This window comes from Saltatorellus ferox, from assembly GCA_007751475.1.
GTDB lineage: Bacteria > Planctomycetota > UBA1135 > UBA1135.
The window spans coordinates 2,750,515-2,776,265 of sequence record CP036434.1; the positions used below are offsets into that span (position 1 = coordinate 2,750,515).

At 67.8% G+C, this 25,751-nt stretch carries 23 protein-coding genes; 15 read left to right on the top strand and 8 right to left on the bottom strand.

Annotated elements, in window-relative coordinates:
• Positions 1 to 172 precede the first annotated feature (172 nt).
• Positions 173 to 1,255: a hypothetical protein gene (locus Poly30_RS09810; RefSeq protein ID WP_145196731.1), complete on the top strand. Its 1,083-nt coding sequence runs from the start codon at positions 173 to 175 to the stop codon at positions 1,253 to 1,255.
• A 73-nt stretch (positions 1,256 to 1,328) separates the two neighbouring features.
• Here the strand turns inward: Poly30_RS09810 and Poly30_RS09815 are convergent, their stop codons facing one another.
• Both Poly30_RS09815 and Poly30_RS09820 read right to left on the bottom strand, forming a co-directional pair.
• Positions 1,329 to 4,874: an SNF2-related protein gene (locus tag Poly30_RS09815; RefSeq protein WP_145196733.1), complete on the bottom strand. Its 3,546-nt coding sequence runs from the start codon at positions 4,872 to 4,874 to the stop codon at positions 1,329 to 1,331.
• A gap of 136 nt (positions 4,875 to 5,010) precedes the next feature.
• Entirely contained in the window at positions 5,011 to 6,369 is a 1,359-nt protein-coding gene (locus Poly30_RS09820; RefSeq protein WP_145196735.1) for an APC family permease, read from the bottom strand.
• Positions 6,370 to 6,632: 263 nt separating this feature from the next.
• Between Poly30_RS09820 and Poly30_RS09825 the strand changes: the two genes are divergently transcribed.
• The gene (locus Poly30_RS09825) at positions 6,633 to 7,166 is read left to right on the top strand and encodes an META domain-containing protein (protein WP_419191196.1); all 534 of its coding nucleotides are present in this window, start codon (positions 6,633 to 6,635) and stop codon (positions 7,164 to 7,166) included.
• Between the two features lie 18 nt (positions 7,167 to 7,184).
• Here the strand turns inward: Poly30_RS09825 and Poly30_RS09830 are convergent, their stop codons facing one another.
• The 5 genes from Poly30_RS09830 to Poly30_RS09850 are packed head-to-tail and all read right to left on the bottom strand — an operon-like array spanning position 7,185 to position 13,113.
• Entirely contained in the window at positions 7,185 to 10,583 is a 3,399-nt protein-coding gene (locus Poly30_RS09830) for a DEAD/DEAH box helicase (protein WP_145196739.1), read from the bottom strand.
• A 38-nt stretch (positions 10,584 to 10,621) separates the two neighbouring features.
• A complete protein-coding gene (locus Poly30_RS09835; protein ID WP_145196741.1) occupies positions 10,622 to 11,395 on the bottom strand; it encodes a pentapeptide repeat-containing protein in 774 nt (257 codons plus the stop codon).
• Positions 11,396 to 11,426: 31 nt separating this feature from the next.
• Positions 11,427 to 11,921 (bottom strand): response regulator, encoded by a 495-nt coding sequence (locus Poly30_RS09840; RefSeq protein WP_419191197.1) that lies wholly within the window; start codon positions 11,919 to 11,921, stop codon positions 11,427 to 11,429.
• Between the two features lie 2 nt (positions 11,922 to 11,923).
• Positions 11,924 to 12,619 carry a sensor histidine kinase gene (locus tag Poly30_RS09845; protein WP_419191366.1) on the bottom strand — a complete coding sequence of 232 codons (696 nt, stop codon included), beginning with the start codon at positions 12,617 to 12,619 and terminating at the stop codon, positions 11,924 to 11,926.
• Positions 12,616 to 13,113: a response regulator gene (locus Poly30_RS09850; protein ID WP_145196747.1), complete on the bottom strand. Its 498-nt coding sequence runs from the start codon at positions 13,111 to 13,113 to the stop codon at positions 12,616 to 12,618. Before Poly30_RS09850 ends, Poly30_RS09845 begins: the two co-directional genes overlap by 4 nt.
• 341 nt (positions 13,114 to 13,454) lie before the next feature.
• Here Poly30_RS09850 and Poly30_RS09855 point away from each other — a divergent pair, with 341 nt between their 5' ends.
• The 12 genes from Poly30_RS09855 to Poly30_RS09910 all read left to right on the top strand — a co-directional run bounded on the left by Poly30_RS09855 (position 13,455) and on the right by Poly30_RS09910 (position 22,201).
• Positions 13,455 to 13,922, top strand: a complete 468-nt coding sequence (locus Poly30_RS09855) for a response regulator (protein WP_145196749.1) — start codon at positions 13,455 to 13,457, stop codon at positions 13,920 to 13,922.
• The gene (locus tag Poly30_RS09860; protein WP_145196751.1) at positions 13,915 to 15,069 is read left to right on the top strand and encodes a sensor histidine kinase; all 1,155 of its coding nucleotides are present in this window, start codon (positions 13,915 to 13,917) and stop codon (positions 15,067 to 15,069) included. The genes Poly30_RS09855 and Poly30_RS09860 overlap by 8 nt, the downstream gene beginning before the upstream one ends.
• Before the next feature lie 256 nt (positions 15,070 to 15,325).
• Entirely contained in the window at positions 15,326 to 15,607 is a 282-nt protein-coding gene (locus Poly30_RS09865; protein WP_145206068.1) for a BMC domain-containing protein, read from the top strand.
• Between the two features lie 82 nt (positions 15,608 to 15,689).
• Complete coding sequence (locus Poly30_RS09870) at positions 15,690 to 17,600, top strand: aldehyde dehydrogenase family protein (RefSeq protein ID WP_419191199.1); 1,911 nt, start codon at positions 15,690 to 15,692, stop codon at positions 17,598 to 17,600.
• 85 nt (positions 17,601 to 17,685) lie between these two features.
• Positions 17,686 to 17,976, top strand: a complete 291-nt coding sequence (locus Poly30_RS09875; protein ID WP_145196755.1) for a BMC domain-containing protein — start codon at positions 17,686 to 17,688, stop codon at positions 17,974 to 17,976.
• Between the two features lie 47 nt (positions 17,977 to 18,023).
• Positions 18,024 to 18,686 (top strand): hypothetical protein, encoded by a 663-nt coding sequence (locus Poly30_RS09880; RefSeq protein WP_145196757.1) that lies wholly within the window; start codon positions 18,024 to 18,026, stop codon positions 18,684 to 18,686.
• A gap of 2 nt (positions 18,687 to 18,688) precedes the next feature.
• The gene (locus Poly30_RS09885) at positions 18,689 to 19,030 is read left to right on the top strand and encodes a EutN/CcmL family microcompartment protein (RefSeq protein WP_145196759.1); all 342 of its coding nucleotides are present in this window, start codon (positions 18,689 to 18,691) and stop codon (positions 19,028 to 19,030) included.
• Positions 19,030 to 19,347, top strand: a complete 318-nt coding sequence (locus Poly30_RS09890) for a EutN/CcmL family microcompartment protein (RefSeq protein WP_145196761.1) — start codon at positions 19,030 to 19,032, stop codon at positions 19,345 to 19,347. Before Poly30_RS09885 ends, Poly30_RS09890 begins: the two co-directional genes overlap by 1 nt.
• A 26-nt stretch (positions 19,348 to 19,373) precedes the next feature.
• Positions 19,374 to 19,976 carry a BMC domain-containing protein gene (locus Poly30_RS09895; protein WP_145196763.1) on the top strand — a complete coding sequence of 201 codons (603 nt, stop codon included), beginning with the start codon at positions 19,374 to 19,376 and terminating at the stop codon, positions 19,974 to 19,976.
• A 46-nt stretch (positions 19,977 to 20,022) separates the two neighbouring features.
• Positions 20,023 to 20,328 carry a hypothetical protein gene (locus tag Poly30_RS09900; RefSeq protein ID WP_145196765.1) on the top strand — a complete coding sequence of 102 codons (306 nt, stop codon included), beginning with the start codon at positions 20,023 to 20,025 and terminating at the stop codon, positions 20,326 to 20,328.
• Complete coding sequence (locus tag Poly30_RS09905) at positions 20,328 to 20,819, top strand: ACT domain-containing protein (protein ID WP_145196767.1); 492 nt, start codon at positions 20,328 to 20,330, stop codon at positions 20,817 to 20,819. The genes Poly30_RS09900 and Poly30_RS09905 overlap by 1 nt, the downstream gene beginning before the upstream one ends.
• A 17-nt stretch (positions 20,820 to 20,836) precedes the next feature.
• The gene (locus Poly30_RS09910; protein WP_145196769.1) at positions 20,837 to 22,201 is read left to right on the top strand and encodes a PFL family protein; all 1,365 of its coding nucleotides are present in this window, start codon (positions 20,837 to 20,839) and stop codon (positions 22,199 to 22,201) included.
• A 20-nt stretch (positions 22,202 to 22,221) separates the two neighbouring features.
• On the opposite strand, the gene Poly30_RS09915 is transcribed toward Poly30_RS09910, so the two are convergent.
• The gene (locus Poly30_RS09915) at positions 22,222 to 22,422 is read right to left on the bottom strand and encodes a hypothetical protein (RefSeq protein WP_145196771.1); all 201 of its coding nucleotides are present in this window, start codon (positions 22,420 to 22,422) and stop codon (positions 22,222 to 22,224) included.
• Between the two features lie 247 nt (positions 22,423 to 22,669).
• On the opposite strand from Poly30_RS09915, the gene Poly30_RS09920 reads away from it, so the two are divergent.
• The gene (locus Poly30_RS09920) at positions 22,670 to 25,741 is read left to right on the top strand and encodes a hypothetical protein (RefSeq protein ID WP_145196773.1); all 3,072 of its coding nucleotides are present in this window, start codon (positions 22,670 to 22,672) and stop codon (positions 25,739 to 25,741) included.
• The last annotated feature ends 10 nt before the right edge of the window (positions 25,742 to 25,751 follow it).

Genomic DNA, 25,751 nt, shown 5'->3' on the forward strand with positions numbered 1-25,751 from the left:
GACCGGGATTCGCATTTTGGAGCACTTTCGGGCTCTGGATTGGGCGCGGATGAAACGTTGGTCAAGCGCGGCAACTCGGTATGGCGCGGTCGGAGGAGCCCCGTAACACTTATCGGCGAAAAGGAGCTCTGCATCAGAAGTCTCCGCTCTCTCCAATTTGCAGTCCAACACCATGAAGAACCTACTCGCACTCGGCCTCGCGCTTTCGGCCGCCTCCACCGGCCAGGCGCTCGCCCTCCAGGGCGCCGGCAACCCGATCCTCCTGATCAACGAAATTCGCATCGACGAGCCTGGCACGGACGTCGAGGAATACTTCGAGCTGCTCAGTATTCCGAGCAACGTCTCCCTTGATGGCTACACCTACCTCGTGATCGGAGACGGCAGCGGCGGCTCAGGCGTGATCGAGTCGGTCTCCGACCTCACGGGAGGCATCACGGGCGCAGACGGCCTTTTCGTTGGTGGCACATCCAACGTCACGCTGACCGTTCCGGACCTCGTGCTGACCCTTCAGTTCGAGAACAGCGACAACGTCACCCACCTTCTGGTTCAAGGTTTCACCGGGGCGAACGGCGACGACCTCGATACGGATGATGACGGCGTTCTCGACGTGATGCCGTGGACGAGCGTGGTCGACGCGGTGTCGCTGGTCGAGAACACGGACACCCCTACCTCGGGCGAGTTCTACTACGGTGCGTCCCTCGGGTTCAACGATGTCGGTCCGGACGGCACGTTCGTTCCGAGCCACGTGTTCCGCTGCCTCACGTCGCTCAGCGACTGGCGCATCGGTCTCTTCGATGTCGCGGGAGGGAGCGATACGCCCGGCATGTTCAACGCCAACTGCAACGGCACCGGCTCCGTCTTCTGCGATCCGGGCGTGGCCAACGAGGTCAGCGCCACCGGTGGCAAGATCACGTACGCCGGCAGCCTGAGCTTCCAGCGCAACGACACGACGCTCATCGCGACCGACGTGCCGAACAACTTCGGCCTCTTCATCCAGTCGGACACGATGATGCCCGCTGCGGCGGCCCAGGTCGGCGGCAACCTCTGCCTCGGCGGCACGCTCGTTCGTCTGAACCAGATCCTGCTCGCGTCGAACAACGCGGTCTCGCTCCAGCTCGACGTTCAGCACATGGGCCTCAACGAGTTCGGCACGATCGCCGGCTCGACGGTGTTCTACCAGTACTACTTCCGCGACTCCGCGACGGCCGGTGGAGGCAACTTCTCCAACGGTCTGATGGCGACCTGGACGCTGTAGTCACCGTAGGGTAGTCGCTCCGAGGACGGCGGTACGGTACCTGGTACCGTGCCGCCGCTCTCGTTTCACCGGGTCAGGACAGCAGGAACTCCAGGTCCTCGGTCCCGAGGTCTGACAGCGTGGCCGCCGCGCCGCCGAGTACGGCCGCCGCGAGGTCGCGCTTCTTCTCCTGGAGTTCGCGCACGCGCTCTTCGATCGTGTCCTTGGCGATGATCCGGTACACGTGCACCGGGTTCTCGCGGCCGATCCGGTGCGCCCGGTCGATCGCCTGCGCTTCCACGGCGGGGTTCCACCACGGATCGAGCAGGAAGACGTAGTCGGCAGCCGTCAGGTTCAGGCCGGTGCCGCCCGCCTTCAGGCTGACGAGGAAGATCGGGGTATCCGGGTCCTTCTGGAACGAGTTGACCTCGTCCTCACGCTTGCGCGTGCTGCCGTCGAGGTAGGCGTACTTGATCTTTCGCGCGTCGAGCGCCCGGCGAACGATGCCGAGGAAGCCGGTGAACTGCGAGAAGATCAGCGCCTTGTGCCCCTGGTCCACGAGTTCCTCCACGAGGGGAAGAACCACGTCCAGCTTGGCCGACGACTCGTCCATGCGCGTCTCGTCGACGAGACCCGGGTGACAGGAGGTCTGGCGAAGACGAAGGAGCGCCTGGAGGACTTCGACGCCCCCCCGCGAGCCGCTCTGCGTGAAGCGACTGCGGAAGTGCGAGCGGAGCTCCTCGTAGTCGGCGCGCTGCTTGCCGTCGAGGATGCACTCCAGGACCTGCTCGGTCTTGGGTGGGAGATCGTCGAGGACCTCGTCCTTCGTTCGTCGAAGGAGGAACGGGCGCACGGCGCGCACCAGGATCCCGCGCGACTCGTCGTCCAGGCGCGGTGAACGACCCTTCGCGCGAAGGCGCTTGCCGAGCCTCGTTCCCTCCAGCGTGCCAGGGTTCAGGAACTCCAGGAGAGAGCCGAGTTCACCGAGGTGGTTCTCGACGGGAGTACCCGAGAGCGCCAGCCGCTGCCGGGCCTTCAGGCCCCTGGCGGCCGCCGCCGTCTGGCTGGCCGCGTTCTTGATCGCCTGGGCTTCGTCGAGGACGACGAGGTCGAACTCGATCTCCGCCAGTTCGGCGGCGTCCCGGCGCAGCGTTCCGTAGGTCGTGAGGACGATGTCGGGCCGCTCGGACGAGATCAGCGCGTGCTCGCGCTCCGGTCCGGTGTAGTCGACGACGCCCAGCTTCGGAGCGAACTTCTCGGCTTCCGCGCGCCAGTTGAAGACGAGCGATCGCGGCGCGACGACCAGCGAGGGCCGACGGTGGGGGCCACGCTCCGGAACGGGCTCGCCCGCCGCCTTCGCTACCTCCGCGTCCATCGCATCGGCTGCGTTGGCCCGGTGGATCAGGTACGCCAGGATCTGAACGGTCTTACCGAGACCCATGTCGTCCGCGAGGCAGCCACCGAGTCCGAGGCCCGAAAGCTGGTTCAGCCAACCGAGGCCTTCGCGCTGGTACGGACGGAGTTCGCCGATGAAGTCCTCGGGCTCCTGAATGGACTCCGGGGTCGAGGCGTCGCTGAGGAGCGCGCGCAGGTTGGCGAACGGCTCGTCGACCGTCAGCCCGTCCGTCGAGGGCTGACGCTCCAGGAGGGCGGAGAGCACCCACCCCTGGTCCTTCTTGAAGCGGATCTTGCCGTCCTCCAGGTCACCGACCTCGAGGAGCTTCCAGCGCGACACCCAGTCCTTCGGAAGCAGGCCTCGGGAGCCATCGGGCAGCGTCACGAACTTGGCGCCGCGCTGGGCGGCGGCCAAGAGCTCCGGGAAGGGCACCTCCTGGCCCTCGAAGATCACGTTGCCCTCGAGGTCGAACCAGTCGATTCCCGAGCGCACCGAGGCGTTCGAGCCGGTGCTGCTGCGGACGCGCTTGCCGTCGGCTTCGACGGACCAGCCCTCTTCGATGAGACGCGCAATCACGAGTTCGAGATCCTTCGCAGGAACGCGGGCCGAGGCGATCTCGTCCTCGGCGTCGAGTTTGCGTGAGCCGCCCGCGTCCAGGAACTGGCGCAGGGCCGTCCGCTCGGCGTCCAGGTCACGCGAGAAGACGCGGCCCGTTTCGTCCTCGAGGGACCATCCGTAGGTGTCGGCGGCGACGCTGCGCGTGCCGTACTGGAAGGTGATTTCTGCCTCCAGGGTTCGCCCCGGGGCCTCGTCCGTGGGGACACGGACCACCAGAAGTGGAGACATCCGAGGACCGACCTCCAGGGAGCCAGGGGCCATGGCTCCCTGCCCTAGCTGGGCGAGGGAGCGACGGAGCCGAGCCTCACCGCCGCTGGGTGTGCGAAGTTCCCCTCGCTGACGGAGGACCGAAGCCACGCCCGCGGCCGCATGGGGCACGACGGTCGTGAAGGCGCCGTCGATGATCGCATGGCCGTCGGAGGACAGCATCGTGACGTCGCCGATCGCCTTCTGCTCGTCGCCGCGCTCCAGCATCCCGCTGAGCACGAGCGTGGCGTCATCGCCTTCATCGTGTCCGATGGCGAGTCGCACGCGCCAGGGATGGTCGATTTCGCAGCGCAGGGCGGTGGGGAGGTCGCTGGCCTCGCGCTCCTGGGCCTCCTCTTCCGAGAGCGGAATCGGCTCGGCAGGGACCGGGCCGTCGGCCCCTCGGCCGGTGCTCTCGCTGCCGACTCCGAGGTAGAGACGGCCGGTCTCGGCGATCACTCGCATGGCGGCGGTGGAGCCGGGGCCGCCGAGGTGCCAGACGGTGGGGGCGGCTTCGTAGCCCGACGCCGCCCGACCCTTGCCGCCGGGCCCATCCAGGAGCGCCACGATCTCGACGTCCTCGGGGCGTGCCATTCGGATGTCGTCCCAGTCCTTGCGGCCGAGGTCCAGGGACGCGCCCCAGGTGTTGTCGGCGCGGCGCCTGCGCCGCCGGATATGGAGTGAGAAGCCTGCCTGGGTGCCGGGCGAGGGCACGTCGAGAACGTACTCCACGCGGAGGAAAGCCTCCTTTTCGAGGCCTTCCCAGGGGCTGGCGCCCTCTTCCGCGCCCGCCGCGTCCACGATGGCGTCGAGGTGCTCGCGCCGCTCACGATCGTCCTTGCGGACCTCGGTCTTCTCGGCCCGCCAGCCGCCCAGGCCGAGCTGGCGCGCGGCCACCACGAGGGCGGCCCAGACGTGGCGACAGCCGCCCTCGATGGAGAACTTCTGGCACGTACAATGGGCGTCCACGAGGCCGCCGCGGCCGATCCGGACCTCTTCGACGGCGTCCCGATCGGTCACCGTGGTGGAGAAGCCCCGGGTCTCCAGCTTGATGTCACCCACGAGGTCCCGGCGGGCCATGCCCTCTCCGCGACCGCGCTCGGGCCCTTTCAGGCGCCGCAGCATCGCCTGACGCGTGTCGTCGACGATCGCACGAAGCTCCTCGCTGACGTCCAGTGAGTCCGCGATCTCGGCCAGCTCGGCGTCCTCGCTTACCTCGGACCGGCTGACGGTCTCCGTCAGCGAGGTGGATTCCTCGATGTCCCGTTCGGAGGTCTCGCTCGCGTTCTCTTCGGACGGAGATCCAGCCGTGGACTGAAACGAAGGGAAGCCGGAAGTCGGACCGGAAGACGTGGTCGGGTCGCCGCTGGGGATACTCATCAAATAATCGCGCTGCTGCCTGCGTTGCGCTCAGGCCGGCCGAACATTGTGGTTCCAGAGAAGGGCGAAGGCCACCGCTAAACCCAACCTTCCTCGGGGTCACGGTCCTGGGGCCAAGTCGTCGCGATCCGGGGTTCTATCTCCTGGAGACCGACCGGCTCCACGGAACGTAGGTCGCCGCGCCGAGAGCGAGCACCAGCACGCCGAGCAGAGTGACCGCGGGCTCCGACCTCGTCGTGGCGAAGAGGTTTCCGATCACGACGGCCGCCGCGATCAACGCGTAGGTGACGGGGAACAGCGGGTAGAGCGGACTCTTGAACGGCCTGTCCGCCGTGCCCCTTCGGACCAGGACGATGAGCGCCAGCCCCGCGAGGCAGTGGAAGATCCACTCCGCAAAGACCACGGCCTTGGTGAGGGTGCCGATGGCGGTCTGGTCGAACAGGCTGTACGCGAGGTAGGCGAGCACCAGGCCGCACTGCGTAAGAAGAGCCAGGGCCGGTGCGCCCGTCGTAGGGTGAACCCGACCGAACGCCTTGACGAAGAGACCCTCACGCGCCATGGCCACGTAGATCCCCGGGGTGGTGATGAGGGTCGCGACCAGGAAACCCAGGGCCGAGACCGCGATGGCGGCGTTCACGAACGTGGCCCCGTGGCTGGCCCCGAGGATGGCCTCTGCCATGCGGACGGCCATCGATCCCACCTCTTCGGTGTCCGAGACGGCCAGGCCGCCCAGTCCGAGGACCCGCAGGTAGGCGAGGTTGACGAGGAAGTAGATGCCCGCCACGGCCGCGACGCCGATGACGATCGCGCGCGGCAGGTTCTTCTGCGGATCCTTCACCGATGGCGCGATGTAGCTGAGCAGCTGCCAGCCACCGAAGGAGAAGAGGACGCTGAGGGAGGCCGCCAGCATGCCGCCGCCCAGCGTCTTGGAGGTTCTGTCCACGGCCGCCACTTCGACGGCCGCAGGAGGATCCGCGAAGAGCGCGAGGCCGCCGATCACGAACGTGAAGACCGCGCCGAGCTTCGCCAGCATGCAGAGGTTCTGGAACAGCGCGCTGCTCTTGAGCCCCGAGAGTGCGAGCGCCGTCACGCCGACCACCGCCAGCGCCGCCGAGCCCACCTCGACCCGCAGGCCTCCGCCGAAGAGCGCCGAGATCTGCTCTCCCATGAAGCGCGCCACCAGGGCGCAGGCACCCGTCGAGACGACCAGCAGCACGACCCAGGCGAAGAGGAACGCGGTCATCCCCCCGAACGCTTCCCGCAGCCAGACGTACCAGCCCCCGGTCCTGGGAAAAGAGGCCGAGAGTTCGGCGAAGGTCATCGCACCGCTCAGCGCCGCGACCGTGCCCAGGCCCCACATGAGGAGGTAGGCGCCCTCGCTCGGGACGGCGCGGGCGATGCTGGCCGGGTTGAAGAAGATGCCGATACCGATGATGCCGCCCATGACGAGCATCGTGGCATCGAAGAGGCTGAGCTGACGCGGGGCCTGGGACATGCAGCGAAACGGGAGCTTGCATCCCGTCGAGAAACAGCGGTTCGCGGAGCAGCGCCGTCCGATCCCGACTCTGCGTGGAAGTCACTCTCCAAGCGACCCCGAGGTTGCGATCGATCGGAGAGCCGAGACATCCTACCCGTCGGCCCATGTTTCGAGGCCTCGTGGTTTACCGCACGATTCCAGGTCCCGCGGGGTTCGATATCCTCCGTGGATTCGCAGCGTCCGCGGTCTTTCGCGCGGGCCACTCCCTTTCCGGAAGCACCATGAAGCCATCGATCCTCTTTCTCGTCCTCCCTCTCGCCGCCGCGAGCTGCAGGTCCGCTGAACCGGCGGTCACCGAGCCCGTCAGTTCGGGCACCCCAACGGCAGAACCATCGTCAGGTGATACGACGCGAGGTGATACGACGCCAGCGGCCGAGCCCGCCACCCTGACGGACCTACGCTGGGAACTCGTGCAGCTGAACGGCGAGGCCGTTCGCACGACGGAGGTCCAGAAAGAAGCCGCCTGCATGCTCATGGAGATCGAAGCCCGGCGCGTCACGGGGTTCGGCGGCTGCAACAGGTTCTTCGGTACCTACCGGCTCCGTGACGGCGGTGAACTCGAGTTCTCACAGATGGTGGCGACGCGCATGGCGTGCCCCGGCGTCGAAGTCGACGAGAGCGCCTTCCTGAAGATGTTCACCAGCGTCGAGGGCCACGTGATCGACGGGGACGAGCTCCTGCTGAAAGGGGCCGAGGGAGCGACGCTCGCCGTTTTCCGGGCCGCGGCTCCGGCTGCTTCCGAAGCGACGGAATAGCCGCGCGGAGGTCCGTCTTCAGGAGAGCAGAAACGCGAGATCGTCCGTGGAGAGATCCGTCAGCGTCGAGGTCGCGCCGCTCAGGATCTCTTCCGCGAGCTCGCTCTTCTTCGACTGCAGGTCGACGACGCGCGCCTCGACCGTGTCCTCGGTCAGAACGCGGTAGACGTGCACGGGGCGCGTCCTGCCCATGCGGTGGGCGCGGTCGACCGCCTGCGCTTCCACCGCTGGGTTCCACCAGGGATCGAGCAGGAACACGTAGTCCGCGGCCGTCAGGTTGAGGCCCGCGCCGCCCGCCTTGATGCTGATGAGGAAGACCGTGCCGTTCTCGGCGGTCTGGAAGCGCTGCACGAGGTCTCCCCGGTTCTTGGTCTTTCCGTCGAGCGTCAGGTAGGGGACGCGCTCGGTCTCCAGGCGAGTCCGAACGAGATCGAGCAGGCGCGTGAACGAGGAGAACACGATCGCCTTGGCGCCGCGCTGGGTGAGGTCCGTCAGCATCGGGATCACGACATCGAGCTTGCCCGAGCGCTCGGCGATCATGCCGGTGTCGACGAGGCCCGGGTGGCAGGCGCACTGTCGAAGCCGGGTGAGCGCCGCGAGGACGTTCAGGTCGAGCTTCTCCGGGTCCTCGAACTTCTCCTTGCGCTTCTGCCCCTTGCTCTTCGAGAGCTCCGACTTGTAGTAGCGGCTGAGTTCGTCGTAGGCGGTCTTCTGGGCGCCCTTCAGGGGAACGCGGAGGATCTGCTCGGTCTTCGGCGGGAGCTCCGCGAGCACCTCGGACTTCTTGCGCCGGAGCAGGAACGGTCGGAGCGCTCGCGCGAGCAGCTCGCGCCCCTCGTCGATGAGATCCTCCTTGTTCCTCGGTGCGCCCACCCGCTCGAACGCCGACGCCTTGCCGAGCATCCCGGGATTCAGGAACTCCAGCTGGGACCAGAGTTCGCCCAGGTGGTTCTCGATGGGGGTTCCCGTCAGCGCCACGCGACGCCTCGCCTTGAGGAGGCGCGCGGCCTTCGCCGTCTGGCTTCCACGCGTCTTGATCGCCTGGGCCTCGTCGAGGATGGCGACGTCGAACTCGAACTCGCGCAGCTGGATCGCGTCGCGACGCAGGGCTCCATAGGTCGTGACCAGGAGCGAACCCGGCGCGGCCTCCTCCAGGCGTCGCCAGCGGGCCGCACCGGTGAAGTCCACGGTCGGGATCGAAGGCGCGAAGCGCTTCGCCTCGGCCAGCCAGTTGAAGACGAGCGAGAGCGGCGCGACGACGAGGCAGTGGCGCTCCGCATCTTGCGCCCTCGCGCTTTCCCGCCGATGGAGAAGATAGGCGAGGAGCTGAACCGTCTTGCCGAGTCCCATGTCGTCGGCGAGGCAGCCGGAGAGCCCGACCTCGTCGAGGAGCGCGAGCCAGCCGAGTCCCTCTTGCTGGTAGTGACGCAGCTCTCCCTGGAACGTCCCAGGCGGCGCGAGCGCCGCCGGAGCGCCGAGCGTCCCCAGCTTCTCACGCAGGTTCAGGAACGGATCGTCGACCTGGCCGTCGAGTTCATCGACGAGCGACGTGAGCATCCAGGCCTGACTCTCGTCGAAGCGAATCTTGTCGCCCTCTTGCCTGCCGATGGTCGCCAGCTTCCAGCGCGAGAGCCAGGAGTCGGGCAGGATCCCGTGGGATCCGTCGCCGAGTTCGACGTAGCCGCGCTGCTGGGCAGCGGCGCCGAGGACGGTGGGGAACGGGATCACCTCGTCCCCGAACTTCACGCCGCCTTCGAGGTCGAACCAGTCGACGCCTGAGCGCACCGAAGCGCTGACCGCGGTCGCTCCCCGGAGCAGCCGGTCCTCGGCGACGACGCGCCAGCCCTCGTCGAGCAGCGTCGCCGCCATCCCGGGGAACTGGTGCCCTTGCACCGAAGCGTCGCATTCCTCGCGTCGGTCCGTCTGCGTGCGCCTGCCGCCGAGGTCGAAGAAGCGTTCGATGGCGGCGCGCTCGAACTCCCTTCGCCGCGGCGTTGCGCGTCCGTTCAGGGTCTGGACCATGGGCGCGGGGTCGTCGAACTTCACCCGGCTGCCGGCGTAGTCGAAGTGCAGGTAGCACTCCATGCGAACCCCGCGGCCTGCGCGAAGCGGTGCGTCCACGCGCAAGCAAGGGGTGGGCTCGACGGCGCGGGCAGCGGACTGCAGTCCGTCCCCTAGGAGCGTGGCGACGCCCGAAAGGACGGAGAGCGTCTCGATGTCGGAGGCGGGGATGCGCAGCGGCGCGCCCGACAGATCGAGGGCGATCGGGCCGGCGCCGGGCGCCTCCAGAACCGCGAGGATCGCCGCGCTGTCGTTCGTGCTCCTCTCCGTCACGACGATGCCGTCGGTGGAGATCGCAGCGATCTCGGTCGCATCGACCACGCTGCCGCCCGGAAGCCTGAGCTGGCCGCGAATGGTCCAGATCGGCTTCGCCTCGTCGTCCGAGAACAGCTCCAGATGGGCGTACCCGTCGAGGCGCAGGTCGAGTGCCATCGGGTCCTCGCGGTTCGAAAGGGACAGCACGACCGGTGCCGCTTCGGAGGCGGCTCGCAGAAGCGGGACGACGATCGATCGTTCGACGCGAGCGAGCGCGACGTCGCGGGCGAGGGACTCGAGGTACCAGCTGGAATCCGGGACGCCCGTGGCGATCGCGGCGACGCGCGCGTGGGGTTCGCCGAGTTCCTGGAGTTCGGGCGTTCTCTGGGACCCTTGGCTGCGCGCCGTTCGATGGGTGCGGTCGCCGTCCGAGAACGGGATGGTCTTCCAGGCACCGTCCTTGACGGCGTCCGAGCCGGAGGCGACGGATACGTCGGCGGGAGCCGCACCGCCCCGGCGGCGGATCTGTGCCTCGAGCTGGGCGACCTGGCCGCCGCGGCGCTCGACGAATCGAAGCACGTAGCGAACGTCGAACGCGCTGGCGTGCGGCGCGTCCCACGGATCGAGCACCGCGCCGCGTCGCCGGGATTCGGTCCGGCTCGCGTCGAGCGCCTCGCGGTAGCTCTCCACGCGCTGGAGCCAGAGCTGGTCATCGACGCCGCTCGAGGGCGGCTCGGGATCGGTTTCCGCTTCCGTGGTCGACCGGACCGATCCACCGAGGGCCGCGATCAGCGCATCCAGCAGGCCAATGACGTGGGGGCAGGTCGCGCGCCGCGCGAACGCGGAGCAGCTGCAGCGCCCCGCGGTCGCGTCGGACCACACGAGCTTGACGCGGCCCACGCTGCTGCCGTCGTTGGCCAGCACCGTGGCGCCCTGCTCGTTGATCTCCGCGTCGCCGAGGCGACCGCTCGCGCCCAGTACGCGCGCCTTCTGCCGAACCGGCCCGGAGCCGAGCGCACGAAAGTGCTGGAGCTGCAGGCGCGCGGCCGTGCGTACTTCCTCGCGGGACTCCGGACTCAGCTTCTTGATCGACGCCTGCATGGGATGGGACGGACCTTAGCGGGCCGTCCCCCCATGGGCTATCCCGAAACCAGCTCGCCGTCGATCCGCAGCCCTTCGATGTTGGCGTCGGTGATATTCACGTTCGACAGGTCCACGTCCTTCAGGGTGGCGCCGGCGAAGGTTACGTTCGTGAACTTCGCTCCGGCGAGGCTGACGTCGTTGAAGTCTGCGCCCGTGAGCGCGACGTCATGGAAAACGGATTCGGCGAGGTCCTGGGACTGGAAGCGTGTGGGCGTAGGGCCGCTGGAGCTGGTGGCGACCGGCGCCGCCGCTGCGGAGTCCGGGCCGAGTCCCTCGAAGTAGCGGGCGGCCGGTGCCGGCGAACCCTGGATGCGGCGCCACGAGGTGACCTGGCCGACGTGGGTCAGGAAATCGGCGAGCGGTCCGTGGAGCACGCTCCAGAAGGGAGACGCAGGTGCGTCCGGTCCACGCCGGACGGTGGTGCTGGCCAAGGCGCTCGACGGCGTTTCGAGGACGGCCACGGCAGCAGCGGCGAGCGAGTTCAGGGTCGCGGTTCGCATGTCCGCGAAGGCGCTATCGGGCCGCGGCTGCGGCGCCCGATCGGCGAAGGTGCCCTCGAGCCACCACGCGAGCCGGTGCATGTGATGGAGCAGCTCCTGAAGCGACATCGAGCCGGGCGAGGGGCGGAAGGGAAGCGCCTCGGCCGGAAGATCGGCGGTGGCCCAGTGGTAGCGGAAACCTGCGGCCCGCAGCATCGTCGCCAGCAGCGACGGTGCGGTGAGTTCGGACGGCGGTGCGGCGGGCATCGTCGCGAAATTGGTTGTGTCCATGCGCGGCAGCTTAGCAGGCGCCACGCCACGGCTACAGCGGTCCGTCGGCCGAGCCGGAGCACCTGCCCTCGATCAGTTCTCTGACGGTTGCAAGGAGCTCCTTCGCCTCGTACGGTTTGGTCATGAACGCGGCGTCGGGGAAGGCTTCGGCCTTTTTCCGGAGTTCCGGAAGCATGCTCGCGGTCAGGAACACGACCGGAAGGTCCCGGGTCTTCGGCTCCTTGCGAAGCCGGTCGGCCACCATGAAACCGTCGCCGCCTGGAACGTTGACATCCAGGATGGCGCAGTCCGGTTCATGCTCGCGCGCGGTCTCGAGGGCCGCGTTGGCGTCGGTCGCCGTGCAGCTTCGGAATCCCTGCACCTTCAGTCGGATGGCGAGAGAGCAGGCGATACTGGAGTCGTCCTCGACGATGAGCACCATCGGTGCGACGGAGGTGCCGGTCGTCGTCGATCTGTCGTCCGGGGGACTCGACCCCAGCGTGGTGATCCATTCTTGAATGTTGTCGGTCCCGTATTTCGCGTCCAAGGTCATGGTAGCTGGCAGGTGAACTCTGCTCCTCCGAGCGGGCTGCGGCCTCCGGAGAGCTGGCCGCCGTGAAGGTGAACGATCTGCTGCGAGATGAAGAGTCCCATACCGAGGCCACCGAGTACGGCGGCGTCATTGGCGTGGGACTGGTAGAGACGATCGAAGACGCGGCCCTCGTCGCCCGATTCGATCCCGGGGCCTGAGTCGCCGATCCGGACGAGCGCGCCGCCGCCGGGTGCCCTGGCAATGACCACCTCGATCTGCCCGTTGTCCGGCGTGAACTTGATCGCGTTGGACAGGAGGTTCGCAACGACCTGGTAGATCCGGTTCGGGTCGATATCCCGCTCGAGGGGGCCGTCCATTCCCTCCGTTGTCACCGTGATGCCCCTCGAGAGAGCGCCGGCGCGGACACTCTCCAAGGCGTCACGAACCACCGCAACGAGGTCATGTGACCTGCGCGTGAGGATCAGCTTGCCCGTCTCCACTCGCGCGGCGTCGAGCATGTCGTTGACACAATGGGTGATTCGATCGCAGTTCCGAACCGCAGCGGCGAGAAGGTCCGCCTGGCATTCGGTGAGAGGTCCGGCGGTGCCGTCTTGGACGATGGAAACGAATTCGCGCGCGCCGGTGAGTGGCGTCTTTAGCTCGTGGCTGACCGTGTGATAGAAGCGCTCGATCTCTTCGCCGCGGCGCTTCAGGCATTCGACCGTGTGTTCGAGCTCTCCTGCTTTCGCTGGATACGTCGATGGAGCTCCGCCTTGGCGAGCACGCTCCTGATGGTCTGGCCCACGAGATCGTTGCTGATTCGTTCTTTGGGGAGGTAGTCCATCACGCCGGCGCGCATGGCTTCGTGCAGCATCTGCTCACCGTGGCTGCCGGTCAGGAGGATGGCGGGAGCCTGGCATCCTCCGGCCCGTAGCTCCTCCAGCGCTTCGAGGCCTGTCATCCTTCCCAGGTGATAATCGATGAAGAGGAGGTCGATGGGCTCAGCCTCCAAGGCGACCAGCGCGTCCTCGATGTCGCTGCAGCCGATGGGTTCGGCCCAGGGCCCCGGCAGGGAGGCGAGGCAGCGGCGCATGGCCTGGATGTCCAACGCGTCGTCATCGAGGATCATGATCCGGATGGCTGGATCCACGGTGGGGGCCGGCGAGTCGGCCTTCCGGGACTGTGGGGGACGGGTCTTGATTTTCATGGCAGTGGCAAAGGGCTTCAGCCGCTATCGGCGGAGCTAGGTGGAAACCCGAAGCAGGTGTCAGGCCTTTACACAGATCTGTCGCCTCTCTGTCTCCTCCGGGCAAGGAGGGGCCCGTTTGGGGAAAAGTCCGGTCGGCACGGCGAGGTGCGGGGGCTTCGGCGGTCTCCGCCGGTCGGAAGTCGGGACGCTTCGTTCGCTTTGCGTTAAGGCTTTCGTGGGTCATCAAGGCACCGCTTCAGCGGGGTCGAAACCCCATCCGTGGCCCGCGTTCAGGCGGCTCGCACGAACCGCGCTGCGAGGCCTATCCCTCGCACGCCCAAGACACGGAATAGAATCGAATGCGTAATACAGCGATGAAGAGCCAGTGGGCCTCGGATGCCCTTTTCGACCTGACGGACCAGGGAAGTTCTCTCCCGAGGCTCCACAACCCCGTCGTGATGCGAGAGCGAGTCCTCATGGTCGAGGACGATGAGGCGCTGAGGACGGGGATGGCCGAGCACCTCGACGCTCGTGGCTTCGATGTCACCTGCGTGGCCGACGGGTTGACCGCGCTGGAGCAGCTCCTCTTCGCGGACTTCGATGTCATCCTGCTCGACCTCGGGATCCCGCGGATGTCCGGACAGAAGCTCCTGCACGAGCTGCGGAGAGAGCGTGAGATTCCACGCCTGCCGATCGTGCTCCTCACGGGCTCCGACATCCAGGACGCGGAGCGCGCAGCGCGCCACGGGGTCTTCGCCGTCCATCGCAAGCCCGCAAAGGCTCGCCACATCGCGCAGAGCCTTCGGTCGGCCGTCTACTATGGTTGATTCCATCGTCCCCGCGCTCGCGAACCAGTCCGCAGCGACCTCATCGGCTCCTGGCCCCGCGTCGCCCGGTCTCACGCCCGGCCTGACGGTCTTCTCGATGACGGAGTTCGTTCCCGCGTGGGCTCTTCACCTCGACGAAACGGCGCCGCCATCGAAGGCTCGTGCCTCTACCCCCGACCTTTGCGTCGTCCTGATCGATGCTGCGCTTCTGGGCGAACATGACGTGGACTGGCTGATGGGTATCGAGGCCGAACTCGGACCGGTGATCGCCGTCGGCGCGATGACCCGTGGGGGCGTGCGCGTCAGGCCTCGGGGGGTGCGCGGCTGCGTGCCGCGCTCGGTACTGACGGCGCCCGCCGAGCTGGCCCTCGACATCCTGCGCGACCTCGTGGACGGGCCCGGCCTGGACTCTTGCGCGATGGAGCGCTACATGCGGGATGCCATCCATGAGTTCCGCACGCCGCTCACGGTGATCTCCGAGTTCGCCGGACTTTGCCAGGACGGGATCGGGGGGCCGCTCACGGAGCGACAGGAGACGTACATGGAGTACATCCAGGCCGCCGTCGACCGAATGGGCGAGCACTTCGATGACTTCCGGGACGGAGTTCGAATGCGCTTCGGGAGTCTGGTTCACGGAAGCGATCGGGGTTTCCTCCCCGAGGTGGTTCGCTCCGCAGCGGCCTCCATGGGAGTGGGGGAGATAGACCTCTCGAGCGTCTCCGGAGTTCGGCTCGACCATGTCGACTGCGACCGTATGACCGAAGCTCTCCGGCGAGTGATGGCCGGCGCCCGGAAGCTGAGTGCCGCCGGCGGGACGATCTCGGTTTCAGCGGCCCCGAGCGGGAGCGATGCAGCCGAGATTCGGGTCGGCTACCGCGGCGTGGTGCTGTCCGAGGACGATGTCCGGGTGATGGAAGAGGGCACCCTGATGCGAGAGGACGGCTTCTACCGGAGCGTCGCACGGGTCTTCGGACTCGGGATTTCGATGGCGAGGCTCTTTCTGATGCAGTCCGGAGGCCAGCTGCGCCTGGAGGTCGAGCCCGGGGTCGGCGGTACGTTCGTGGCCACCGTGCCGGCCGAGCTGTCGGCCGAGGTCAAGCTCTTGGGGACCGATTGGGCACCCGGCGCGAGGTCCGGGGCCGCCTGATCGGCTCCTCCGCCCAACCTTCCTCCGAGATTTGCGCGCCCGCGGCCTGAGCGTCGGCGCGCGCAGACGTTAGACTCCGCGGCCCGCCTGGGATCCAGGCGCGGCCGCGGTTCCCTGCTATTGGAGGGCTCCGCTGGCGCGTCACCCGGGTCGGCGATCGTCTTCTCCCCATCCGTACACCCGTACGGCACAACTCCCACGAGCCTCAAAGCTCCCGAATCCGATGGCGAAGCCCGCCACCTCCCCGAAGCGGCCCATGGCCCTCGGCATGGTTGAGACAAAAGGACTGGTCGGCGCGATCGAAGCCGCCGACGCGATGGTGAAGGCCGCCATGGTCGAACTGTCCGGCCACGAGCGCGTCACCGCCGGGCTCGTCACCTTCTTCGTTCAGGGCGAAGTGGGGGCCGTGAAGGCCGCGACCGACGCCGGTGCTGCCGCTGCGCGCCGCGTGGGTGAACTGGTCAGCGTGCACGTGATCCCGCGCCCGCACGAGCAGCTCTACAAGATCCTGCCGCCGATGACGCCGATCTCCAAGTAGGCGAGGCCCGTCCGATGGCCGTGTCTGGCTTTTCCAGGCCGCGTACAGCCGTTTCCAGCCATTGGGGGGACCCCACGTTGTCTTGAAAGGACTCGATCCCGACCTTCGCGCCTTGCAAGAGGTGCGTGACGCCGTCCGCCGGGCCAAGGAGGCCCAGACGATCGCGGCTTCGTGGAGCCAGGAGCAGACGGACCGCGTCTGCGAGGCCATGTCGAAAGCCGCCGCTGCCGCGTCCCACGACCTTGCGCGGCTCGCGGTCGAGGAGACCGGGATCGGCAGGGTTCACTACAAGATCCTGAAGAACCTGTTCGGCTCCGAGGGGGTCTGGGACTCGATCAAGAACGAGCGCACCGTCGGCTTCGTCAGCCGCGACGAGCGCGCCGGTGTCCACGAGGTCGCTTCGCCGGTGGGGGTCGTGGCGGGCATCGTGCCGACCACGAACCCGACGTCGACGACGATGTACAAGGCCCTCATCTCCGTGAAGGGGCGCAACTCGGTCGTCATCAGTCCCCATCCGCGGGCCAAGCGCTGCATCGGCGAAACCGTCGAGGTCATGCGCCGTGCGATCGAGCGCGCCGGCGGCCCGCCCGACCTCGTCGTTTGCCTCGCGAACCCCACGATCGAGTCGACGGGCGCGCTCATGAAGCACCGCGACGTCGCCGTGATCCTTAGCACGGGAGGCAGCGGCCTCGTGCGCGCGGCCTACTCCAGCGGCAAGCCTGCCTACGGCGTCGGCCCCGGCAACGTGCCGTGCTACGTCGATCGCTCGGCGAATCTCGGCGCAGCGGCCGAAGCCGTCGTGGCGAGCCAGAGCTTCGACAACGCGACGCTCTGCTGCTCCGAGCAGGCGCTCGTACTCGATCGCCCCGTCGCCCAGCGCTTCCTGGCCGAGATGCAGATGCGCGGCGCCCACGTCGCGAACGAAGCCGAGCGCAAGAAGCTGGAGACGTTCTGCAACCAGGGCGGCCACATGAACCCGGACATCGTCGGCATCGATCCCTGGCGGATCGCCGAGATGGCGGGCTTCCACGTGCCGCAGTCCACGACGGTGCTTCTGGCCTTCCAGGACGGCGTCGGTAAGGCGCATCCGCTCAGCATCGAGATCCTCTGCCCGCTGCTTTCGATCCACGTGATCGACGGGTGGGAACAGGGCTGCGCGGTGTCCAAGGAGCTGCTGCACTTCGGCGGCCTCGGGCACACGCTCAGCGTTCACGCCGAGGATCGAGCGATCCTGGACGCGTTCTTCCTCGCGAAGCCTGCGAGTCGGATCGTCGTCAACGGTCCGTCCTCGATGGGGGCCGTTGGGTTCTCGACGAACCTCGTGCCGTCGTTCTCGCTGGGCTGCGGTCCGCAGGCCGGCAACATCACGAGCGACAATATTTCGGCGCGGCACCTCGTCAACCTCAAGCGCGTGGCGTTCCCCACGGGCGACTGGAAAGAGCGCGAACGCCGCGCGCACGAGCGCGCCGCCGCCATGACCGGCGCAGGGATGCCGCGCGGTTCGATGATGGACGGCGATCCTGGCTTCCGCCGCGGAGCCGAGGTCTCGGCCGTGGAGCTGCCGAAGGCGGCATCGTCGATGCCCGCACCGAAGATGTCCAGCCCGCCGCCGCCCGCGCCCGTCGTGCGCGCCAGGCCGGTGCAGACCGGTCCGCTCTCCGGTCCGCTCTCCGGCCCGCGCGATATTCCGATCGGGCTGGGCCCGTCGCTCGCTCCTGGCGGGTCTCCTCTCTCCGGCGGAGCCCCTCGCTTCACCCGCCCGGCCAGCGGCGCCCCGCCTGCGCATATTCCGGTGGCTCCCGCGCGGAGCGCGCCGATGCGGGCCGGAGCGGAGCCCAGCGCGGGTCCGTCCTCGTTCGGAGCCGAACAGGGCATCTCGCTCTCCTCGATCGAGATCGAGGCGATGCTCAAGAACGCCGGCGCAGGCTGCCCCATGGGGCCCTGCGGTGGTTGCCCTCACCACGACGCCACCCATCACACCTGCGGGGCCTGAACCTCGCGCCGGGCCGAGTCTCCACTGGAGGCCTCCGGTGCTCTCCGCTCACTTCCGTTGAATCGCTCGTCACGAGCACACTCCCATGGCTAAAGAAACTGAAATTGCGCTCGGCTTGATCGAGACCAAAGGACTCGTAGGGTCCATCGAGGCCGCCGACGCCATGTGCAAGGCCGCCAAGGTGACGCTGCTCACGAAGGAGAAGTCGGGCGCAGGCCTCGTGACCGTCATGGTCCGCGGCGAGGTTGGCGCGGTGAAAGCAGCGACCGAGGCCGGTGCTGCCGCGGCCCGCCGCGTCGGCGAGCTGGTCAGCGTCCACGTGATCCCGCGTCCGGCCGCGGACCTCGAGAACTTCCTCCCGGGCGACGGCGCCTGAGGCCGAGGTTGCTCCCTCTCTTCTCCAAGCTTCGCTGATCACCACGCGTGCCATTATCCCTGACCTCCGTCGAGCTTCGCGGCGCGGTGCATCTCGACCAGATGCAGCCGCAGTTCGCCGCGATCAGCGCCATGAAGTCGGACGGCTACTTCCCTGTCGAAGGGGAGAGCGCGTTCTGGCTGGAGGTGCGTCCCGGCATCGTCGTGAACCGACTGCTCGACATCGCGCTGAAGCGCTGTGACGTGATGCCAGGCGCGCTGATGACGGAGCGGCATTACGGCTCCTTGGAGGTCCACGGGCCCGATCAGGGCCAGGTGCTCCAGGCCGGTCAGGAGATCCTCAAGGCGATCGGGAAGACGTGGGCGGATCAGCCGAGGCCTGAGGTTCTGAACGACGAGGTGATCCACAAGATCACGCCGCAGCACGCCATGCTGCTCAACCAGGCTCGCGGCGGCATGCTCGTCCTCGGCGACGACACGCTCTACACGCTCGAGGTCTCTCCGGCCATTCACGTGGTGCGCTGCGCTAATGAGGCCGAGAAGGCGGCTCCGATCAGGATCGCCTCGATGAACACGTCGGGCGCGGTGGGCCGACTTCGACTTTGCGGCGGTGACGCCGAGATCGAAGAGGCGGCGAAGGCCGTCAGGCTCAGTCTCGAAACGTGGCGCAACGATCCGCAGTCTTCCGGCTTCGCCGGCGGAGGACGCTAGCCATGTTTCTCGGGAAGGTCGTCGGCCAGGTCTGGGCCACGAAGGAAGTCTCGGACCTGCGCGGCAAGCGGCTCCTCGTCGTCGAGGCGCTGGACGAAAGCCGCGACCCCGGCGCGTCCAAGGTCACGCCCGTGGTCGTGGTGGACCCCATCGGAGCCGCCATCGGCGAGCACGTGATCGTGGCGTTCGGCAAGGCGGCCCGCGTCGCCTGTGGTGGCGACGGTGACCTCGCTTACGAGGCGGCGATCGTCGGTATCGTCGACGACGTTCACGCTCCCGGCGCGCCGGAGTCCTGGCGTCCGGAAGGCATGGTTCAGTCCGCCGGGCCAGAGGAGCAACGCTGATGCACGTCGCCACCGTCATTGGATCGGTCTGGGCTACCCAGAAAGATCCCTCTCTCCAGGGACTGCGATTCCTCGTTGTGCGGCCCTTCACCACGGACGGCAAGGAGTCGGCGGAGACGATGATCGCGGCCGACCCGATCGGTGCCGGTATCGGTGAGCGCGTCCTGGTTGTTCATGGGCGCGCGGCGCGCCACGTGATTGGCCACGGCCACGACATCGGATTCCAGACCGCCATCGCGGGGATCATCGATCGCATGGACCTCGCGGACGGGCGTGTCATCGGGCCACATGTCGATTTTGACTCGGAACAAGACTGAGCCTCGCGGCTGACGAACAGAACACCATGACGAAGAACGACTACAACCCGACGATCGGCAGCGCCGTGATCCAGCCGGCCATCGCGATGCTGGAGACCCAGAGCGTGGCCGCCGGGATCGAGATGACGGACGCGATCCTCTGGGAGTCCGACATCGAACTCCTCTTCGCGACCCACGTGCAGCCAGGCAAGTACGTCGTGCTCTTCACGGGCTCGATCGACGCCCTGCGCAGCGCGCTGCGCCGCGGCGTCGAGGTCGCGCGCGGCGACCTCGTCGATCAGCTGCTGATCCCCCAGATCGACCCGCGCGTCTGCGAGGCGCTGCGTCGACGCGACGAGCCCCTGTCGCCCGCGGACGGCGAGCTGGACGCGGTGGGCGTCATCGAGACGACCACGGTGTCCTCGTGCATCGCAGCGGCCGATATCGCGCTCAAGGAAGCCAACGTCGAACTCCTGGAGCTGCGCATCGCGAACGGTCTCGGTGGCAAGAGCTACGTCTCGATGACCGGTGAGGTCAGCGACGTGCGCAGCTCGATCCAGGCTGGCGCGCGCCACGCCGAAAGCTCGGCTCGTCTCGCGCGTCACGTCGTGATCGCGAAGCCGCACCCCGAACTCGTGGCCTACCTGTAGCCCCCGCGCCCGGCGGCGTCTCTCGGCGCGGCCAGGCTCATCGACGATGGCGTCCAAGAAGCAGCTCATAACCGAAGCCGACGTGCGCCGCATGGCGCCGGGCGTTCGTGAGCTCATTCTCGGTGACCAGCGGATCGCGACCCCCGCTGCCCTCGATCTCGCCTTCGCGCGCGGGATGAAGGTGGTGTACGGAGAGGTGGATGGAAGCGGGCCGTCGGGACCCATCCCATCGGACCTCTGGCAACGAATGAAGTCACAGGACGGCACCTACGTCGTTCAAATCGAAAGCGGGCGAGCGACGGTGTCGCGGCTCGGAGCGGGCGGCCCGGAGCTGTTCGGGAGTGAAGGCTGATGACGAAACGATTCCTGACGGCGGAAGACGTCCGCCGACTCGGCGGTCCCGAGATCCAGCTGGAGAGCGGCACCGTGGTGACGCCCCAGGCGGCCGAGGTCGCGGCGGCAGCCGGCATCCGGCTGGTCGGAGCGACCGGCCCCTACGTGCCGCCGATCCCGGACCGCGGGCCCGATGCGTCCCGCGCCAACGACGTGCTTCCGGAGCCCATCTCCACGGACGGAATCGGTCTCATCGTGACCGTCGTGGGGCGCAACCGCCCCGGCGTGCTCGCGGAGGTGACGGCGACCCTCGCCGCCGCCGAGTGCGACGTGATCGACATCAGCCAGCGAACGGTCGGCGCGCACTTCCACATGGTGCTCACGTGCGCGGTGGCACCGGGCCGCGAGTTCGCTCCGATCAAGGACACGCTCCAGTGCCTCGGCGGTGAGGGCGACTACGTCGTCCGCGTCATGCACGAGAAGGTGTTCCGTTTCATGCACCGCGTCTAAGGACCGAACCTCTCCCGATGCCATTCACCGACCAGGAAATCCTCGAGACCGTGAGGATGTTCGAACTCGAAACGTTCGACATCCGCACCACGACCCTCGGGATCAGTCTGATGGACTGCGCCGATCCGGACCTCGAGTCCTCGGCCGAGAAGGTCTACGCCAAGATCGTCCACCACGGCCGCCGCCTGGTGGAGGTCGGGAAGAGCATCGAGGCGGACTTCGGCGTCCCGATCATCAACAAGCGCGTCGCGACGACGCCGATCGCGCTGGTGGCGGCGGCCTGCGGGTCGAAGGACCTCGTGCCCTTCGCCCGCGCCATGGATGCAGCGGCGGCCGAGATCGGCATCGACTACATCGGCGGCTTCACCGCCTACGTGCACAAGGGCTTCACGCGCGCGGACGAGGCGCTGTTCCTGTCGATCCCCGAGGCGCTCGCGGAGACCAAGCGCGTCTGCGCTTCCGTGTCGCTGGCGACCACCAAGGCCGGCATCAACATGGACGCGGTCGCGAAGTTCGCGGACGTCGTGCTGAAGACGGCGGCCTTGACGGCCTCCGAAGGGGGCCTCGGCTGCGCCAAGCTCGTCTGCTTCTCGAACCCGGTCGAGGACAACCCGTTCATCGCCGGCGCGCACCTGGGGATCGGCGAGGGGGAAACCGTGCTGAACGTCGGCGTGTCCGGCCCCGGCGTGGTTCGCTCCGCGCTGGAGCGCCTCGGGCCGGATGCGAGTCTCCTCGCGGTCGCCGAGACCATCAAGCGCACGGCCTTCAAGATCACGCGGATGGGCGAGCTCGTCGGCCGCGAGGCGGCGCGCCGCCTCGGCACGGTCTTCGGGATCGTGGACGTCTCCCTGGCACCGACGCCAGCCGTCGGTGACTCCGTCGCGGATATCCTGGAACTCATCGGCGTCGAGCGGACCGGGGCCCCGGGTACGACGGCCGCGCTCGCGCTCCTGACCGACGCGGTCAAGAAGGGGGGCGCCATGGCGTCGTCAAGCGTCGGCGGACTGTCCGGCGCGTTCATTCCTGTGTCCGAGGACCAGGGCATGATCGACGCGGTGGCCTGCGGTGCGCTCTCCCTCGCCAAGCTGGAGGCCATGACCACCGTCTGTTCGGTGGGCCTCGACATGGTGGCGGTCCCGGGGGACATCACGGCGTCCAAGCTCTCCGGCATCATCGCCGACGAGATGGCGATCGGCATGGTGAACCAGAAAACGACGGCCGTGCGCGCGATTCCGGTTCCAGGCAAGGGCCCGGGCGAGAAGCACGACTGGGGCGGACTCCTCGGGACGGCGATCGTCCAGGATCCGGGCGCCTTCGACTGCGAGGTCATGTGGCGCCGTGGCGGTCGCATTCCTGCGCCGCTGCAGAGCTATCGAAACTGAGGCCTGGCCCCGGGTCTGGATCAGGCGTTGACGTCGACCTGGCCGCCCTTGCCGCTGAGCTGAACCTCGGCGGCGGAGCTCATCAGCTTGAGAGCGGCCTGGCCGTCACGCTTCGTCTGGTCCTGCTCCATCTTCATGACCGAGACGGTCATGTGGTCCTTGACGGTGGCGACGGGCTGCATGGCGGCGGCGGTCGCGCTGGTGCTTTGGATTCCGTTCATGGAGGGGACATCGAGCGCCGTGCCGGCCCATCTTGACCCCATGTGCGGGAGTTCCCGAGGGCGCACAATCTGAGGCACAGGGCGTGCGTTATCGCTCGGTTTTGGGACAGAGTGGCGTTCCGGAGCCGCACAGCGGGGTTCGAAAGCGGAACATGGATTGCAGCCCCCCGCACGGATCCCGGCCCGCTGCCAACCCCATTCCCCCCCAAGGCCTGCGTTTCTTCGCAGGTGATCCAAGACCTTGAGCTTGTCCAATACTCAGCCCTCCCCCGGGGCGCGACCGTTCGTCTCTCCCCTGTTCGCCGCCTCTTGCATCGGTCTTCTTGGCCTGGCCGCCTGCTCCGATAGCGGCGGCACGGGGGACCAGGCGCCGCCCTCTGAGGATCCCGAGTTCACCCTCGAATCCGTTTCGAACGGGTTCGGGCAGCAGCTGCCGCACCGCGTCCTCGTGGAGACGACTCCCGGCAACCCTGTCCCGGTTCCACTGCGCACGCTGGAGGACGTCGTGGCCCTCGTAAGTAGCCAGAGCCCCGTCCTTCCGCCTGAGGCATTCCCGGCCGACGCGGTGCTGCCCGACGGACGAGCAGGCAATCAGTTTTTCCTCGCGAAGTTCACGGACGCCGTCGATCCGGCCTCGGACTGCTTCAATGCTTGCACCGGGACAGGTCCCTGCGACCTGGATACCCTCGAGGTCGTCACCTTCGATCCTTCGAGCCACGAGCCGGTCGTCGTTCCAGCTCGCGTCTTCGTGGGCGGGTCGACCTGGAACGCGAACGGAGACCTGGAGCAGTGGGTCGAGCTCGACCCCGCCACGGGGCGGATCACGACTTTGACGGACGAGGCCCACGGCTTTCCGGGCTCCGAGGCACCGCTCTTCGGCGCCGCGGACTTCGTCGCGCCGAGTTCGATCATGGTGGTCATGGACGCGGACGGAGACCTGTCCACCCTGGAGGCGTTCCCGAACGCAGAGAGCCTTCAGCTGAGGATTCCGGCCTCGCTCTGCAGCACCACGCAGCAGTTCCTCGGGACGACCGCCGTGGCGGCCACGAGCGTCGGGGGCAACCCCGCGGGGCCCAGCGTCGTGACCCGGATGGGGGACCCCGCGACGGAGCCATCCGATGGGATGCAGAACGTGGATCCATCGAAGGTCTTGCGCATCCGCTTCACCGAGTCCATTCAGCCGTGGACGCTCGGGACGTTCGTCGAGCCCTCGATCTCGCCGAGCCTCACGATCACCCAGGCGCCGAACGTCGCTCCGGTTCCGCACGCCTATACCGTGATGCCGAATTCGGCCTACGATCTGACGGAGTGGGCGATCACCCCCGATCGAACGTTCGACGGACTCAACGCCGAAGGACCGCCCAACTTCCTGGAGCTTGCGGAAGTGAAGGTAGAGGTGGGCGGAGCGACGCTCGGCGACCTGGTGGGCGAGCCTTCCGCAGACCGGATCGAGTTCTCGTTCCTTGTCGGTCGCGGGCCCGCGATGGTCAACGCACCGGTGGTCCCGGAGTCGCTCTTGATCTCCCGCGCGGGGACGCGCCCGGGCCTTTCGGTGATCGACCTCAACGGCTTCGGACAGTCGACGGGATCGCCGACGTACTCGCAGCCTTATCCGCTGGCGGGACAGACGCGCTTTCCGTTCGATCCGAACGTGACGCAGAATCCGACGGTACGTCCGGTGCTCAGCCCTGGATCGACGACGCTGGATGGTGGCTCGGCGGGTGTCTTCACCCTGACGCGCGACGCGAACCTGAACACGGTGCTCGCAGGGGCACCGATCCTCGCCGATGCCGCGGACCTCCAGTTCGGGGCGTCCCTCGACACCGTCTTCGACAACTCACCGCCGCCGTTCGGATGCCAGGCCGGCGGGGGCAACGTCTGCGCTCTCTCTGGATTGAAGACGGTCGGCCAGAATCCGGACCTGACACTGGCGCCAGGTTTCCCGAACCTCGTGAGCTTCGCGCCGCACCCGAACCCTCCGCCGCTCATGTTCCCGGCGATGTGCTGGCAGCCGTCCATCGTCGGACGGGAGCCGAGCAGCATCGACTTCTCTGGCTCGACGAACCTGCTCGACACGGGCAACCCGTTCCCCGATCCCGTCGCCGCGACTCCGCCCACCGGCCTCCTGGATGGAAGGCGCGGAGCCCAGCCCTTCTACGGCCCGAGCTTCGGCCAGCAGGCCGTGCAGGACTGCCAGAGCTACGGCGTGCGCCAGCAGATCGGACAGTTCCTCTACGTCGCCGATCGGATTCGCGGTGAAGTGGTGGCGCTGAACTCAAATCGCATGCTCAGCATCGACCGCCTGCCCGTGGCCGGTGTCACCAGCATGGCGCTCGGCCCGAACCTCGACGTTCTCGCCGTGACGAGCCAGGACACGGACACCGTCACGATCATCGACGTCGACCCGAACTCGGCGACGTTCCACACGATCCTCGCGGTGGTGAGCGTGGGGGACGGGCCGCGCGGAATCGCGTTCGATCCCCTGGACGAGGACATCCTCGTCTGCAACGAGGTGGACAGCACGATATCCGTCATCAGTGCGCTGACGCTGACGGTTCGCAAGACGGTGCCGTCCCAGGTGGACGCGCCCTTCGAGCTGGCGGTGACGCCGCGCATGCAGGGCTTCGGGCTCGAGCGCGGGGTCTACTTCGCCTACGTGCTCGGACGCAACGGCGAACTCGCGGTCTTCGAATCAGGCCCGGACGGGCCGGGCGGCTTTGGCTACGACTCCGTGATCGGCGTTCTGCCCTGGGTCTTCCAGGCGCCGCGCGCGATCGTGCTGGATCCCCTGAACCTGGATGCCAGCGTGTTCGTCGCCTACGAAGGACCGGTCGATCCAGCCACGGGCGCGAGTGGCGCCCTCGGCGTCGGGGCGATTTCGCGGGTCCGGCTCGAGAGCGCGGACTTCGGAACCCAGCTCCTTCAGGCCGGTTCTTCGCCCTCGCTGCGTGACCTGCAGTTCGGGGTGGCGCTGACGCTCTCCGAGGCCAGCGGCGAGATCAGCGGCATCCCCTCGTCTCTCGCCTTCGACGAGCTGCGAAACTTCGCCGACTATCCCGCGCCAGCCTCGCTGTTCACGTCAGGGGGGGCCGCTCCGGTCAACGGAAAATGCGCGGTCCGTGAAGTCAATCCCGGCACGCTCAGTCCGACGAATCAGCCGAAGTTCCTCTTCGCGGCCATCCCCGACGCACACGTCGTGGACGTGATGCAGGTCACGGGGCAAAGTGCGCCGCTCCTCGACGTCAACGTGTACGACGCGGGGGTCCAGTCGATCCCCGCGCCGAACGTTCGCTTCCTCACCGGCTACTTCAGCCAGTGAGGCCCGGCCG

Coding starts and splice junctions, on each gene's coding strand:
- Poly30_RS09855 (WP_145196749.1), top strand. CDS start 13,455: ATGCGTAATACAGCGATGAAGAGCCAGTGGGCCTCGGATGCCCTTTTC.
- Poly30_RS09835 (WP_145196741.1), bottom strand. CDS start 11,395: ATGGACACAACCAATTTCGCGACGATGCCCGCCGCACCGCCGTCCGAA.
- Poly30_RS09815 (WP_145196733.1), bottom strand. CDS start 4,874: ATGAGTATCCCCAGCGGCGACCCGACCACGTCTTCCGGTCCGACTTCC.
- Poly30_RS09860 (WP_145196751.1), top strand. CDS start 13,915: ATGGTTGATTCCATCGTCCCCGCGCTCGCGAACCAGTCCGCAGCGACC.
- Poly30_RS09890 (WP_145196761.1), top strand. CDS start 19,030: ATGCACGTCGCCACCGTCATTGGATCGGTCTGGGCTACCCAGAAAGAT.
- Poly30_RS09865 (WP_145206068.1), top strand. CDS start 15,326: ATGGCCCTCGGCATGGTTGAGACAAAAGGACTGGTCGGCGCGATCGAA.
- Poly30_RS09875 (WP_145196755.1), top strand. CDS start 17,686: ATGGCTAAAGAAACTGAAATTGCGCTCGGCTTGATCGAGACCAAAGGA.
- Poly30_RS09820 (WP_145196735.1), bottom strand. CDS start 6,369: ATGTCCCAGGCCCCGCGTCAGCTCAGCCTCTTCGATGCCACGATGCTC.
- Poly30_RS09885 (WP_145196759.1), top strand. CDS start 18,689: ATGTTTCTCGGGAAGGTCGTCGGCCAGGTCTGGGCCACGAAGGAAGTC.
- Poly30_RS09900 (WP_145196765.1), top strand. CDS start 20,023: ATGGCGTCCAAGAAGCAGCTCATAACCGAAGCCGACGTGCGCCGCATG.
- Poly30_RS09825 (WP_419191196.1), top strand. CDS start 6,633: ATGAAGCCATCGATCCTCTTTCTCGTCCTCCCTCTCGCCGCCGCGAGC.
- Poly30_RS09910 (WP_145196769.1), top strand. CDS start 20,837: ATGCCATTCACCGACCAGGAAATCCTCGAGACCGTGAGGATGTTCGAA.
- Poly30_RS09810 (WP_145196731.1), top strand. CDS start 173: ATGAAGAACCTACTCGCACTCGGCCTCGCGCTTTCGGCCGCCTCCACC.
- Poly30_RS09895 (WP_145196763.1), top strand. CDS start 19,374: ATGACGAAGAACGACTACAACCCGACGATCGGCAGCGCCGTGATCCAG.
- Poly30_RS09905 (WP_145196767.1), top strand. CDS start 20,328: ATGACGAAACGATTCCTGACGGCGGAAGACGTCCGCCGACTCGGCGGT.
- Poly30_RS09850 (WP_145196747.1), bottom strand. CDS start 13,113: ATGAAAATCAAGACCCGTCCCCCACAGTCCCGGAAGGCCGACTCGCCG.
- Poly30_RS09830 (WP_145196739.1), bottom strand. CDS start 10,583: ATGCAGGCGTCGATCAAGAAGCTGAGTCCGGAGTCCCGCGAGGAAGTA.
- Poly30_RS09915 (WP_145196771.1), bottom strand. CDS start 22,422: ATGAACGGAATCCAAAGCACCAGCGCGACCGCCGCCGCCATGCAGCCC.